This is a genomic window from Streptomyces violaceus, assembly GCF_036014075.1.
GTDB lineage: Bacteria > Actinomycetota > Actinomycetes > Streptomycetales > Streptomycetaceae > Streptomyces > Streptomyces violaceus.
This window is the reverse complement of sequence record NZ_CP107911.1, coordinates 3485692-3498828: the sequence shown is the minus strand read 5'-3', so window position 1 is coordinate 3498828 and position 13137 is coordinate 3485692. Positions and strand designations below refer to the sequence as shown.

The 13137-nt window shown below is 71.0% G+C and carries 12 protein-coding genes; 6 read left to right on the top strand and 6 right to left on the bottom strand.

From position 1 onward, the window contains the following. Positions 1–31: 31 nt before the first annotated feature. From OG542_RS15505 to OG542_RS15495, 3 genes are all read right to left on the bottom strand, one after another. Positions 32–739: an ester cyclase gene (locus OG542_RS15505; RefSeq protein WP_328411476.1), complete on the bottom strand. Its 708-nt coding sequence runs from the start codon at positions 737–739 to the stop codon at positions 32–34. 99 nt (positions 740–838) lie between these two features. Next, a complete protein-coding gene (locus tag OG542_RS15500) occupies positions 839–1612 on the bottom strand; it encodes an SDR family NAD(P)-dependent oxidoreductase (protein WP_328411474.1) in 774 nt (257 codons plus the stop codon). A 94-nt stretch (positions 1613–1706) separates the two neighbouring features. Then, positions 1707–2375: an MOSC domain-containing protein gene (locus OG542_RS15495; RefSeq protein WP_328411472.1), complete on the bottom strand. Its 669-nt coding sequence runs from the start codon at positions 2373–2375 to the stop codon at positions 1707–1709. A gap of 81 nt (positions 2376–2456) precedes the next feature. On the opposite strand from OG542_RS15495, the gene OG542_RS15490 reads away from it, so the two are divergent. Next, positions 2457–3353 carry a LysR family transcriptional regulator gene (locus tag OG542_RS15490; protein WP_189722728.1) on the top strand — a complete coding sequence of 299 codons (897 nt, stop codon included), beginning with the start codon at positions 2457–2459 and terminating at the stop codon, positions 3351–3353. Between the two features lie 60 nt (positions 3354–3413). On the opposite strand, the gene OG542_RS15485 is transcribed toward OG542_RS15490, so the two are convergent. Further along, a complete protein-coding gene (locus tag OG542_RS15485) occupies positions 3414–3743 on the bottom strand; it encodes a WhiB family transcriptional regulator (protein ID WP_184591351.1) in 330 nt (109 codons plus the stop codon). Positions 3744–4123: 380 nt separating this feature from the next. On the opposite strand from OG542_RS15485, the gene OG542_RS15480 reads away from it, so the two are divergent. The 4 genes from OG542_RS15480 (at position 4124) to OG542_RS15465 (ending at position 8717) form a co-directional block, all read left to right on the top strand. Beyond that, positions 4124–4735 carry a response regulator transcription factor gene (locus tag OG542_RS15480; protein ID WP_003948568.1) on the top strand — a complete coding sequence of 204 codons (612 nt, stop codon included), beginning with the start codon at positions 4124–4126 and terminating at the stop codon, positions 4733–4735. Positions 4736–5246: 511 nt separating this feature from the next. Next, complete coding sequence (locus OG542_RS15475; RefSeq protein WP_184591349.1) at positions 5247–5834, top strand: sigma-70 family RNA polymerase sigma factor; 588 nt, start codon at positions 5247–5249, stop codon at positions 5832–5834. A 150-nt stretch (positions 5835–5984) separates the two neighbouring features. Then, entirely contained in the window at positions 5985–7487 is a 1503-nt protein-coding gene (gene guaB / locus OG542_RS15470; protein ID WP_328342545.1) for an IMP dehydrogenase, read from the top strand. 105 nt (positions 7488–7592) lie between these two features. Then, positions 7593–8717 carry a GuaB3 family IMP dehydrogenase-related protein gene (locus OG542_RS15465; RefSeq protein WP_328411467.1) on the top strand — a complete coding sequence of 375 codons (1125 nt, stop codon included), beginning with the start codon at positions 7593–7595 and terminating at the stop codon, positions 8715–8717. 15 nt (positions 8718–8732) lie between these two features. Here the strand turns inward: OG542_RS15465 and OG542_RS15460 are convergent, their stop codons facing one another. Further along, complete coding sequence (locus tag OG542_RS15460; RefSeq protein WP_328411465.1) at positions 8733–9941, bottom strand: nucleotide sugar dehydrogenase; 1209 nt, start codon at positions 9939–9941, stop codon at positions 8733–8735. Between the two features lie 271 nt (positions 9942–10212). On the opposite strand from OG542_RS15460, the gene OG542_RS15455 reads away from it, so the two are divergent. Then, positions 10213–11919: a glycerol-3-phosphate dehydrogenase/oxidase gene (locus OG542_RS15455; protein WP_311127333.1), complete on the top strand. Its 1707-nt coding sequence runs from the start codon at positions 10213–10215 to the stop codon at positions 11917–11919. Positions 11920–11995: 76 nt separating this feature from the next. Here OG542_RS15455 and OG542_RS15450 read toward each other — a convergent pair whose 3' ends face one another. Beyond that, positions 11996–13039 carry a serine hydrolase domain-containing protein gene (locus tag OG542_RS15450; protein WP_328411463.1) on the bottom strand — a complete coding sequence of 348 codons (1044 nt, stop codon included), beginning with the start codon at positions 13037–13039 and terminating at the stop codon, positions 11996–11998. Positions 13040–13137 lie beyond the last annotated feature (98 nt).

Sequence of the window (13137 nt, the reverse complement as noted above, 5' to 3'; positions counted from 1 at the left end):
ACGGGGGCTTCTCCCGTAGGCCCCGCGCCGGTCACAGGTCCAGCGGATCGAGCGCCCCGAGCCGCTGCATCAGCCCCAGCCGGTCGTACTCCCACCAGCCCTCGGCGATCTTCCCGTCCGGCGTGCACCGGTGGACGGTCGTCCCGGTCATGGTGACGTCCTTCCCGGTCGGCGGAATCCCGAGGAAGTCGCCCTTGTGCCTGCCGTGGAAGGTCCACCGGGTGCACACCCGGTCACCCTGGGCCATCTGGTCCTCGATGGTGAACGAGAAGTCGAACCCGCCCCGCCACACCTCCACCTCGCGCCGCACCGCGTCCAGCCCGATGACGTCCTGCACATTGGCGGGATCGTGGTCGTGGTAGTCCTCGATGAACACGTCGTTGAACGGGGGCGCCGCACCCTGCCCGGGCGCCTGCTCGAAGAACCTGCGCGCGGTGGCCGCGTACAGCTGCTCGTCCCGCACCACGTCCAGATCCGTGAACGTCGGCGTCTCGTCGCAGAGCACCACCATCTCCTGGAAGATCCGTCCGGTCTCCGGAAGCCCGGAGTTCCGCATCGCCTCCTCGTACGACGGAAACTCCACGATCTCGACGACGTGCGAGGCGTCGGCCCGGTCCTTCGCCACCACACTGTGCGACGCGGTCCGCTTCCCCTTGGTCTGCTCGACCCACCTGTCCATCAGCCGGTTCATCTCGTCGAGCCGACTGGTCCTGCATTCGATGAGCTGTACGAAGGTCATGGCCTCGCCTCCGGCCCCCCTGGGTCCGGCTGAGCTGAACAGCTCCATCATCCCAAGCTGGGCGCCCGGGTGCCTCCCGGCCGGACCGGCCGTTCCCCCCTACTGCGGCCCGTACTTCCGCCCCGTCCTGGACGAAACCGCGCCGAGCATCCCCCTGGGCACCAGCTTCGCCGCCCCCATCAGCGCCTTGTAGCGCGGGTCCGGGATCGACAGCGTCTTGCCCCGGGCCAGGTCGTGCAGTGCCGCCGCCACCAGCTTGTCCGCGTCGAGCCACATCCAGCCCGGGATGTTGTCCGTGCCCATGCCGGCCCGGTCGTGGAACTCCGTGCGCACGAAACCGGGGCAGAGCGCCATCAGCCGTACCCCGCTGCCGGCCAGGTCGCGCGCCGCGCCCTGCGTGAACTGCACGACCCAGGCCTTGGACGCGCCGTAGGTGCCCCGCGGGACGAACGCGGCGACCGACGCGACATTGACGACGCCGCCCCGGCCGCGCTCCCGCATGCCCTCGGTCGCCGCCGACGTCAGCCGCAGCACCGCCTCGCAGTGCACCTTGAGCATCCGCAGCTCATCGGCCATGGAGACGTCGAGATAGCGGCCCTTGTTGCCGAATCCGGCGTTGTTGACCAGGAGGTCGACGGGGTTCCTGCGGTCGCCCAGCCGGCCGGCCACCGCCTCGATGCCCTTGTCCTCCGCCAGGTCGGCCGTCAGCACCTCCGCCTCGATGCCGTGCCCGTCGTGCAGCTCGGTCGCCTGTTCCCTGAGCCGCTTGGTGTCGCGCGCCACCAGCACCAGGTTGTGCCCGTCGGCCGCCAGTCGCCGCGCGAACGCGGCCCCGATGCCTGCCGTCGATCCCGTAATCAGAGCCGTTGTCATGGCAGAAGGTTAGTGACCCGGACTGGGTGCGTCCGCTTCCGAACAGGACCTTCGCTGGTGAAGGGTCGGTGGAGACAGTCGCGGTGAGGCCCTGTCAGGCCCCGTTCTTCTCCACGTACTCCCGTGCCCAGCGCAGCACCTCCGGATGCAGCGCCTCGCCCGCCGCCAGCAGCCGCGGCAACAGCGTCCGCTCGGTGGTCACCGCCCGGAACTGCAGGGCCACGGTGACGTCGTGGTCCGGCCGGTGCAGGATCTCGACGGCGTCGCCCGCGCGAATCGCCCCGGGCTCGATCACCCGCAGATAGGCCCCCGGCGCGCCCCGCTGCGTGAACCGCTTCACCCAGCTCTTCTCCTCCAGGTGGCCCTGGAACGTGCGGCACGGGATCCGCCCGGAGGTGATCTCCAGCACCACATCGGGCCCGATGCGCCAGCGCTCGCCGATCCGCGCGCCGGACACGTCGAGACCCTGGGTCGTGAGGTTCTCGCCGAACGCCCCGTCGGCCAGCGTCCGGCCCAGCTCACGCTCCCACTCGTCCAGGTCCTCGCGCGCCATCGCGTACACCGCCTGGTCGTCGCCGCCGTGGTGCTCCAGCTTGCACACCGCGTCCCCGGCCAGCCCGCTCCCGCCGATGCCCTTGGGGCCGGGCGCCGACACCCGCACGGACCCGTCCGCCGGCCGCTTGTCGATCCCGGTCACGCCCTCCGGGTTGTCCGTGTACGGCACAGCCTTGGCACGGCCCAGATTCACAGACAGAAGCTTCATGCACCGCACGGTAAGGGATCGGGCCCCAAAGCGTCGACGCATTATTCGCATCGGCATCAAAGGGTCGCTTATTCTCGAAGGGTGATCGAAGCTCGTCATCTCCGCGTACTGCGCGCCGTCGCCGCCACCGGTTCCTTCTCCGCCGCGGGACGTGAACTGGGCTGCACCCAGCCCGCCGTCAGCCAGCAGATGAAGGCCCTGGAAACCTCCGTCGGCACCCCCCTTCTCATTCGCACCGGGCGCGAGATGCGCCTGACCCAGGCCGGTGAGGCGCTGGTGCGGCACGCCGCCGGGATCCTCGCCGGGCTCACGGCCGCGGAGGAGGAGGTCGCCGCCATCGCCGGGCTGCGCGCGGGCCGGGTCCGGCTCGTCTCTTTCCCCAGCGGCAGCTCCACGCTCGTACCGACGGCCCTCGCCGCGCTGCGCGCGGCACACCCCGGTACCCGCGTCTCCCTGGAGGAGGCCGAGCCGCCCGCATCGGTCGGCCTGCTGCGCGAGGGCGACTGCGACGTGGCGCTCGCCTTCCGCTACGAGGGCGCGGCGGGCGCCGAGGAGTGGGACGACCTCGTCGTACGGCCGCTGCTGTCGGACCGGCTCGTCGCTCTCGTGCCGGAGCGGCACCGGCTCGCGGGCGCGCGGTCCGTCGCCATCGGCGAGCTCGCGCAGGAGCCGTGGATCGCGGGCTGCCCGCGTTGTCGCGGCCAGTTGGTCGAGGTGTGCGCGGCGGCCGGCTTCACGCCTCGCATCGACTTCGCCACCGACGACTATCCGGCAGTGGTCGGGCTGGTCGGCGCCGGACTGGGCGTGGCCGTTCTGCCCCAGCTGGCAGTCGAGTCGGTACGGCCCCGGGGTGTACGCACCGTGACGCTGGAACCGGCGGTGCGGCGGGAGATCGTCGCGCTCACCCTGCCCGACCTCGCACAGGTCCCGGCGGTGTCGGCGACGCTCGACCAGCTGGCGCGGGCGGCCGTCCGCTAGCGACAACCACTGGCGACAGCCAAGGGCACGCGTGCGCGTGCCGTTCGCAGAAACGTTATTTCAATGGTGCGAGGCGGTGTGCCCGCCCGGTGCCGACGCCGACACCAGCCGGTTGCGCGCCCGCCCCATGAGCTCTTCGCGCTCGTCCTCGGTCAGCCCGCCCCACACGCCGTACGGCTCACGCACCGCCAGCGCGTGAGCGGCGCACTCGGCGCGTACCGGGCACCTCATGCAGACCTCTTTGGCCGAGTTCTCGCGAGCACTCCGAGCCGCACCGCGCTCGCCCTCCGGATGGAAGAAGAGCGAGCTGTCCACCCCGCGACAGGCGGCCAGCAGCTGCCAGTCCCACAGGTCCGCGTTCGGTCCGGGAAGGCGGGAGAAATCTGCCATTACGTGACCCCTTGTTGCCGTTTTGGGCGGATCCGGTGTCTACGACCGTACAACTACGATCTAAGGAGATGAAAATATGACTCATTGCGAATCTAGCTCCAGACACTGGCAAAGCGGAAGAAATGGGTCTGAATGGGGCATAGGTTGTGATGAAAGTTGGTGGGTCTGCTGCGCATGTCTGCGCCGTGTCCGACCCCTCACGTAGAGTGCCGAAGATGACAGCCGACCCCGTAACTCTTTCGAGTGACCGTCGTTGAGAGTGCGAGGCGGTTGAAGGAACAAGCGCTCGGACGGGCGTCCGAGTCGGTCGACCGCACAGGTGACGATTTCGTACCAGCCTGGAGGCTCAAGGTGACGTGCATCAGCTGCGGAGGGCGGTCATGACTTCCGTCCTCGTCTGCGACGACTCCCCGCTTGCCCGAGAGGCGCTCCGTCGCGCGGTCGCGACCGTGCCCGGCGTAGAGCGCGTCACGACGGCGGCCAACGGCGAGGAAGTCCTCCGCCGCTGGGGGGCCGACCGCTCGGACCTGATTCTGATGGACGTGCGCATGCCCGGTCTGGGCGGCGTCGAGACGGTCCGGCGGCTGCTGTCCGCCGACCCCGGTGCGCGCATCATCATGCTCACCGTCGCCGAGGATCTGGACGGCGTGGCGCTCGCGGTCGCCGCCGGTGCCCGCGGTTATCTGCACAAGGACGCCTCCCGCGCCGAGCTGCGCGCGACGGTGACGCAGGCCCTGGCCGACCCGACCTGGCGGCTCGCCCCGCGCCGGCTGCGCTCGGCCGAAATGGGCGCCGCGCCCACGCTCACGGCGCGTGAGATCCAGGTCCTCGAAGGCATGAGCCACGGCCGCTCGAACGCGGAGATCGGCCGCGAGCTGTTCCTCTCCGAGGACACCGTCAAGACGCACGCCCGGCGCCTGTTCAAGAAGCTCGGCGCCTCGGACCGGGCCCACGCCGTGGCGCTCGGCTTCCGGTGGGGCCTGGTGCGCTAGGGCCTGTCGTTTGGATCGGCTCGCAGGGAACTGACGGCATCGTGTCGGCTCCGGCGCGAGGCGTCCGGCGCGGGCCGGTGAGCGGGGGCATGCGGATGCCCCCGCGCGAGCCGTACGCACGCGTGCGACAGCATGCGGCCGACGACAACGCCGGTGCGGGGCACCGCTTCCCCGGACGGAGTCGAGAGCTCGGCAGGGTGCCTGCGAGGCCGCCCCTCCCCCGGACGATCCGAACGGCAGGTCCTGAGCGCTGCCGCGCATGTGGCGGTGGTCGCAGTGGGGGCACGAAGTGCCAGGTGGGCGGGGTCGGACCAGGGGTCCGCCGGGTGCCCGCTGCTTGTTTCGCCGCGGATGCCGCATCCTTGAGGGTGTGGAGTTCCTCGGGGACGAGTCGGTCGAGCGGAAGGGGAGGGCGCAGGGGATGAGTGCCGGCGCACCTGCTCATAACGCTTCGGTGCACAACAACGGGCGCGGTGCCGCGGACCCGACGGCCGCAAGGCACCATGGACCGATGCGCGACGACGAGGCGGTCAATGCCCAAGGGGCGATCGGCGCGCTCGTCCACCGCGCCGTCGACGGGGACGAGCAGGCCACGCACGATCTGCTCGCCCATGTCCACCCCTTGGCGCTGCGCTACTGCCGCACCCGTCTGTCCCGCCTCCCGGGCGACGCCCGGCACTTCGTGGAGGACCTCGCCCAGGAGGTGTGCGTGGCGGTGCTCCTCGCGCTGCCCCGCTACCGGGACACCGGGCGCCCCTTCGAGGCGTTCGTCTTCGCCATCGCCGCCCACAAGGTCGCCGACCTGCAGCGTGCGGCGATGCGCCACCCCGGCTCGACGGCCATCCCCTCCGACGAGATGCCCGAGCGCCCCGACGACTCCCTGGGACCGGAGGAGCGCGCACTGCTGAGCAGTGACGCGGAATGGGCCAAGAAGCTCCTGGCCAACCTGCCCGAGAACCAGCGGGAGCTGTTGCTGCTGCGTATCGCGGTCGGGCTCACGGCCGAGGAGACGGGCCAGATGTTGGGAATGTCACCCGGCGCGGTCCGGGTGGCGCAGCACCGGGCGCTGAGCCGGCTGCGGGCGCTCGCCGAGCAGTAGCCCCTTCAGCGGCCCTTGGCTGAACAGGTGGTGCGCGCCTTCCGTACGAACATACGAAGCCCGGAGCCGACCGGAACCGTGGAATGAGACAGCCGCGCTTCCCGTTAGCATGGACATCCGCACCGATCAAGGCCATTTGGGGAAGGTGTCATGACTGCAAACGTCGACGGAGTGCCCGGAAAATTCGCGACACTCGGGCTGACCTACGACGACGTGCTGCTGCTGCCGGGCGCATCCGAGGTGCTGCCGGGCGCGGTCGACACCTCGTCCCGCATCTCCCGCAACGTCCGGGTCAACATCCCGCTGCTCTCGGCGGCGATGGACAAGGTGACCGAGTCCCGCCTGGCGATCGCGATGGCCCGCCTCGGCGGCGTCGGCGTGCTGCACCGCAACCTGTCGGTCGAGGACCAGGTCAACCAGGTCGACCTGGTCAAGCGGTCCGAGTCCGGCATGGTCACCGACCCCATCACGGTGCACCCGGACGCGACGCTCGCAGAGGCGGACGCCCTGTGCGCCAAGTTCCGCATCAGCGGCGTCCCCGTCACCGACCCGGCCGGCAAGCTGCTCGGCATCGTCACCAACCGCGACATGGCCTTCGAGACCGACCGCAGCCGTCAGGTGCGTGACGTCATGACACCGATGCCCCTGGTCACCGGCAAGGTCGGCATCTCCGGTGTCGACGCCATGGAGCTGCTGCGCCGCCACAAGATCGAGAAGCTGCCGCTCGTCGACGACCGGGGCATCCTCAAGGGCCTGATCACGGTCAAGGACTTCGTCAAGGCCGAGAAGTACCCGAACGCCGCCAAGGACGCCGAGGGCCGGCTGCTGGTCGGTGCCGCGGTGGGCGCCAGCCCCGAGGCCCTGGAGCGCGCCCAGGCGCTCGCCGAGGCCGGGGTGGACTTCCTGGTCGTCGACACCTCGCACGGCCACAACAGCAACGCCCTCAGCTGGATGTCGAAGATCAAGTCGAGCGTGTCCGTCGACGTGATCGGCGGCAACGTCGCCACGCGTGACGGTGCGCAGGCCCTGATCGACGCCGGTGTCGACGGCATCAAGGTGGGTGTGGGCCCCGGCTCGATCTGCACCACGCGTGTGGTCGCCGGCATCGGCGTCCCGCAGGTCACCGCAATCTACGAGGCCTCCCTCGCCGCTCGCCCCGCGGGCATCCCGCTGATCGGCGACGGCGGTCTGCAGTACTCCGGCGACATCGGCAAGGCGCTCGCCGCCGGTGCCGACACGGTCATGCTGGGCAGCCTGCTCGCGGGCTGCGAGGAGTCGCCCGGCGAGCTGCTCTTCATCAACGGCAAGCAGTTCAAGTCGTACCGCGGCATGGGCTCGCTCGGCGCCATGCAGTCCCGCGGCCAGGGGAAGTCGTTCTCGAAGGACCGCTACTTCCAGGCCGAGGTGGCCTCCGACGACAAGCTCGTGCCCGAGGGCGTCGAGGGCCAGGTGCCCTACCGCGGCCCTCTGGCCAACGTGCTGCACCAGCTCGTCGGCGGTCTGCGCCAGACCATGGGCTACGTGGGTGCGGCCACCATCGAGGAGATGGAGTCCAAGGGCCGCTTCGTCCGCATCACCTCGGCGGGGCTCAAGGAGAGCCACCCGCACGACATCCAGATGACGGTCGAGGCGCCGAACTACAGCCGTCAGTAGGCATCAGGCCTGATGGGGCGGCCCTGGAAGCATCCGGGGCCGCCCTCGTCATGCCCGTCGGCGATACTGGAAGACGCTGCAACGCATCAGGGAAAGGCCACAGACGTGACTGAGATCGAGATCGGGCGCGGCAAGCGCGGCCGCCGGGCGTACGCCTTCGACGACATCGCCGTCGTCCCCAGCCGCCGTACGCGGGACCCGAAGGAGGTCTCGATCGCCTGGCAGATCGACGCCTACCGCTTCGAGCTGCCGTTCCTGGCCGCCCCCATGGACTCGGTCGTCTCCCCGGCCACCGCCATCCGCATCGGCGAGCTCGGCGGCCTCGGCGTGCTGAACCTCGAGGGCCTGTGGACGCGCCACGAGGACCCGCAGCCGCTGCTCGACGAGATCGCCGAGCTGCCCGCCGAGGCGGCGACCCGGCGGCTCCAGGAGATCTACGCCGCGCCGATCAAGGAGGAGCTGATCGGCGCCCGCATCAAGGAGGTGCGCGACTCGGGCGTGGTCACGGCCGCCGCGCTCTCCCCGCAGCGCACGGCCCAGTTCTCCAAGGCCGTCGTCGACGCGGGCGTGGACATCTTCGTCATCCGCGGTACGACGGTCTCGGCCGAGCACGTCTCCGGGGCGTCCGAGCCGCTGAACCTGAAGCAGTTCATCTACGAGCTGGACGTCCCGGTGATCGTCGGCGGCTGCGCCACGTACACCGCGGCCCTGCACCTGATGCGCACCGGCGCGGCCGGTGTGCTGGTCGGCTTCGGCGGCGGCGCCGCGCACACCACGCGCAACGTGCTCGGCATCCAGGTCCCCATGGCGACGGCGGTCGCCGACGTCGCCGCCGCGCGCCGTGACTACATGGACGAGTCCGGCGGCCGGTACGTGCACGTGATCGCGGACGGCGGTGTCGGCTGGTCCGGCGACCTGGCCAAGGCGATCGCCTGCGGTGCCGACGCGGTCATGATGGGCTCCCCGCTCGCGCGCGCGACCGACGGTCCGGGCAAGGGCCACCACTGGGGCATGGAGGCCGTGAACGAGGAGCTGCCGCGCGGCAAGAAGGTCGACCTCGGCACGGTCGGGACCATCGAGGAGATCCTCACCGGCCCGTCCCACACCCCTGACGGCTCGATGAACCTCTTCGGCGCCCTGCGCCGCGCCATGGCCACCACCGGCTACAGCGAGCTGAAGGAGTTCCAGCGCGTCGAGGTGACGGTGGCGGACTCGCAGCACCGGCGGTAGGCCTCGGGCACGACGTCACAGACGGTGGGCGGCACCCGCGGGTGCCGCCCCTCGTGTGTCCAGGAGCAGCTGCGCCTTCACCGACAGACCCTGGAGGTCGTACGTGCGGTGCTGCTGGAGCAGGATGGTCAGATCCGCGTCGGCGGCCGCTTCGTAGAGGGAGTCCGCCCGGGGGACGGGGCGGTCGAGCACGCTCCAGGCGGGGACGTACGGGTCGTGGTAGCTGACCGACGCGCCCAGATCCATCAGACGCAGGGCGATCTCCTGGGCGGGGGTGCCCTGCAGGTCGGCGAGGTCGGGCTTGTAGGTGACGCCCAGGAGCAGCACGCGTGCGCCGCGCGCCGACTTGCCGTGCTCGTTGAGGAGCTGGGCGCCGCGCTGGACGACGTAGCGGGGCATCCGGCTGTTGACCTGCTGGGCCAGTTCCACCATGCGCAGGCTGCGGCCGCCGTGGGCGGTCAGGTCCTGCGGGAGGGTGTGGCCGCCGACGCCCGGGCCGGGGCGGAAGGCCTGGAAGCCGAACGGCTTGGTCTCCGCGCAGCGGATCACGTCCCACAGGTCGACGCCCAGGTCATGGCAGAGCGCGGCCATCTCGTTGACGAGGGCGATGTTGACGTGCCGGTAGTTGGTCTCCAGCAACTGCACGGTTTCCGCTTCGCGCAGTCCACGCGCGCGTACCACCTTGTCCGTGAGCCGTCCGTAGAAGGCGGCGGCCGACTCGGTGCAGGCCGGGGTGAGGCCGCCGATGACCTTCGGGGTGCCGGCGGGGGTGAAGTCGCGGTTGCCGGGGTCGACGCGGCTGGGGGAGTGGGCGAGGTGGAAGTCGCGGCCCGCCCGCAGCCCGGAGCCCTCTTCGAGGAGCGGGCGCAGGAATTCCTCTGTCGCCCCGGGGTACACAGGGGACTCCAGGATCACCGTGGTGTGCGGGCGCAGGTGGGCGGCCAGGGTGCGGGCGGCGGTCTCCACCTGGCTCAGGTCGAGCCGGCCGTCCGTGCCCGGCGGGGTCGGTGCGCAGATGACCGCGGTGCGCACCCTGCCGAGTTCGGCGGCGTTCGTGGTCGGCCGGAAGCCCCCCGAGAGCATCCGGCGCAGTTCGGCGGGGCTGAGGGAACCGGCCTCGGGGCCGGTCCGGTAGCCGATGGTGGCGACGCCGGCGGCGACGGCGGCCTGAGCCAGGGGCAGGCCGTAAGGGCCGAGTCCGATGACGGCGAGATCTGCGGGCACGGCGTGGCCGTCCTTCCCAGTAGCCGAAGTGGGACAGGTGCGCAAGCCCTGTGGACAGGACGGGCGAGCGCAATGTCAGACTAGGAGTAAATATGACCGTTATGTGGGATTGCCTGGCCGAGTTTCCGTGAGTGTTCCGTGCGGGTTGTCCACAGGCTGAGGGCCCGTGGTGGCTGAAGTCGGGCAACCCGGTCAGAATTTGGGCATGGGGGATACGGACGGGGCCTCACCCGACGGGTGCGGCCGGCGCGACCGATGAGCGGGAGGCAGCGTGAGGACAGCGACACTCGGGCCGGCGCAGCGCGACGAGTCACTGGCATCCATGGCCGAGCGAGAGCTGGACGTGCTGGTCGTGGGTGCGGGCGTGGTCGGTGCGGGCACCGCCCTCGACGCCGTGACCCGGGGCCTTGCCACAGGCCTGGTCGAGGCGCGCGACTGGGCCTCGGGCACCTCCAGCCGGTCCAGCAAACTGATCCACGGCGGCCTGCGCTATCTGGAGATGCTCGACTTCGCCCTCGTCCGGGAGGCACTGAAGGAGCGCGGTCTGCTGCTGGAGCGGCTCGCCCCGCATCTGGTGAAGCCCGTGCCGTTCCTGTACCCGCTGCAGCACAAGGGCTGGGAGCGCCTGTACGCCGGGTCGGGCGTCGCGATGTACGACGCCATGTCCATGGCACGCGGCCATGGCCGGGGCCTGCCGGTGCACCGCCACCTGACCCGCTCACACGCCCTGCGTGTGGCGCCCTGCCTGAAGAAGGACGCGCTGGTCGGGGCGCTCCAGTACTACGACGCCCAGATGGACGACGCCCGCTACGTGACCAACCTGGTGCGCACGGCGGTGGCGTACGGCGCCAAGGCCGCCAATCGCGCGCGGGTGACGGGCTTCCTGCGCGAGGGCGAGCGGGTCGTCGGCGCGAGGGTGCAGGACGTCGAGGGTGGCGGGGAGTACGAGATCCGCGCCAAGCAGGTCGTCAACGCGACCGGCGTGTGGACGGACGACACCCAGGCGATGGTCGGCGAGCGCGGCCAGTTCCACGTCCGGGCGTCCAAGGGCATCCACCTGGTCGTGCCGCGCGACCGGATCCACTCCACGACCGGGCTGATCCTGCGCACGGAGAAGTCCGTGCTGTTCGTCATCCCCTGGGGCCGGCACTGGATCGTCGGGACCACGGACACCGACTGGGACCTCGACAAGGCCCACCCGGCCGCGTCCAGCGCGGACATCGACTACCTGCTGGAACACGTGAACTCGGTGCTCTCGGTGCCGCTCACGAGGGACGACGTCCAGGGCGTGTACGCGGGGCTGCGGCCCCTGCTCGCGGGCGAGTCGGACGCCACCAGCAAGCTGTCGCGCGAGCACACCGTGGCGCACCCGGTGCCCGGGCTCGTCGTCGTGGCGGGCGGCAAGTACACGACGTACCGGGTCATGGCCAAGGACGCCGTGGACGCGGCGGTGCACGGACTCGACATGCGCGTCGCCGAGTGCGTCACCGAGGACGTGCCGCTGGTGGGCGCCGAGGGCTACCGGGCGCTGTGGAACGCGCGGGCGCGGATCGCCGCCCGCACCGGACTCCATGTGGTGCGGGTGGAGCACCTGCTGAACCGGTACGGGACGATGACCGAGGAGCTCCTGGAGCTGATCGCCGAGGATCCGTCGCTGGGTGAGCCCCTGTCGGCGGCCGACGACTATCTGCGCGCCGAGATCGTGTACGGGGCCTCGCACGAGGGGGCGCGGCATCTGGACGACGTGCTGACCCGGCGGACGCGCATCTCGATCGAGACCTTCGACCGGGGCAGCCGCAGCGCACGCGACGCCGCCGGGCTGATGGCGCCCGTGCTCGGCTGGGACAAGGACCAGATCGAGCGCGAGGTCGAGCACTACCAGAAGCGGGTGGAGGCCGAGCGGGAGTCGCAGCGGCAGCCCGATGACCTCACGGCGGACGCGGCGCGGTTGGGGGCGCCGGACATCGTGCCCCGGTAAGGACATCGAGCCCCCCGTACACACCTTCACTCGAACGAGTGTCGCGAACGGGATATCCGTTCGGGGTCTGGTCGTTCTACGAGGTGCGGGGGCAGAACTCGGCCGCGAGCACCGCGGGTTCGAGGTCGGGATCGGCGATCGCGTTCGTGTTCACGCGGACGGTGAGGACACGCCGGCCGTCGACGGTGGCCGCGGTGCGCACATAGCTGCCGGATATGTGCCCGTTGTGCCCCCACAACGTGGTGCCGCACGGAAGTTTCTCGGGGAACAGACCCATGCCGTACGCGCCGTGTGCGGCACGGGTGTCGAGCATCTCGCGCAGCCGGCGCGGGGGCAGCAGCCTGCCGTCGAGCAGGGCCGCGTAGAAGCGGTCCAGATCGGCGAGCGTGGTCACCAGCTCGCCCGCGGCGCCGGCCACCCGCGGGTCGAGATCGGTGACATCGGTTCCGTCGGCGGCGTAGGCGCGGCCGTGCGGAGAGGGCAGCGAGGAGCGGGAGCCGGGGAAGGAGGTACCCGTCAGACGCAGGGGAGTGATGATGCGGCGCTCGGCCTCCGTGGCGTACGAGTCGCCGGTGATCTGCTGGATGACCAGGCCGAGCAGCACGTAGTTGGTGTTCGAGTAGGAGAAGCGGCCGCGCGCGGCCGGAGGGTGGGTGAGTGCGATGCGTACGGCCTGACGGGGCGTGACGGGTGCCGTTCCGCCGGTGGCCGCGGTGAAGTCGTACAGACCGCTGGTGTGGGTGAGCAGGGAGCGCAGGGTCAGCGCGCGGCCGTCGTTGCCCGCTCCCCGCACCAGGCCGGGCAGGTGCCGCTCCACCGTGTCGGACAGCGACAGCCGGTGCTCGGCGGCCAGTTGCAGCACGACCGTCGCGATGAACGTCTTCGTGATGCTGCCGGCGCGGAAATGGTCCGACCGGGTGATTCCCGGACCGGCATGGGCATAGCGGGTGGTGCGTCCCTCCCGGGCCAGCAGGGCCGCGGCGGGAGCTTTGCCCCGGGTCACGAGCAGCGGCAGCACCGCGTCCGTGGGCGGGGCCGAAAGGGCCGAGGAGTCGGCCGGCGGCAGGCCGAGGAGGGCGACGGACACCGGCAGGGCCAGCAAGGTCCGAAACGGCGGCATGCGGGCTCCTCCCACGTCAGGGCCCATCATGCAAGGCGGAGCGGGGCGCGGCACACCCGGGTTCCGGGTGGCCGGGCCCGGTCCCCCGTGCCCAGGGG

What these genes read in the sequence shown, in the direction of transcription:
- guaB (WP_328342545.1), top strand. Translation starts at nt 5,985, where the DNA reads ATGACTGCAAACGTCGACGGAGTGCCCGGAAAATTCGCGACACTCGGG.
- OG542_RS15500 (WP_328411474.1), bottom strand. Translation starts at nt 1,612, where the DNA reads ATGACAACGGCTCTGATTACGGGATCGACGGCAGGCATCGGGGCCGCG.
- OG542_RS15475 (WP_184591349.1), top strand. Translation starts at nt 5,247, where the DNA reads ATGCGCGACGACGAGGCGGTCAATGCCCAAGGGGCGATCGGCGCGCTC.
- OG542_RS15505 (WP_328411476.1), bottom strand. Translation starts at nt 739, where the DNA reads ATGACCTTCGTACAGCTCATCGAATGCAGGACCAGTCGGCTCGACGAG.
- OG542_RS15450 (WP_328411463.1), bottom strand. Translation starts at nt 13,039, where the DNA reads ATGCCGCCGTTTCGGACCTTGCTGGCCCTGCCGGTGTCCGTCGCCCTC.
- OG542_RS15485 (WP_184591351.1), bottom strand. Translation starts at nt 3,743, where the DNA reads ATGGCAGATTTCTCCCGCCTTCCCGGACCGAACGCGGACCTGTGGGAC.
- OG542_RS15495 (WP_328411472.1), bottom strand. Translation starts at nt 2,375, where the DNA reads ATGAAGCTTCTGTCTGTGAATCTGGGCCGTGCCAAGGCTGTGCCGTAC.
- OG542_RS15480 (WP_003948568.1), top strand. Translation starts at nt 4,124, where the DNA reads ATGACTTCCGTCCTCGTCTGCGACGACTCCCCGCTTGCCCGAGAGGCG.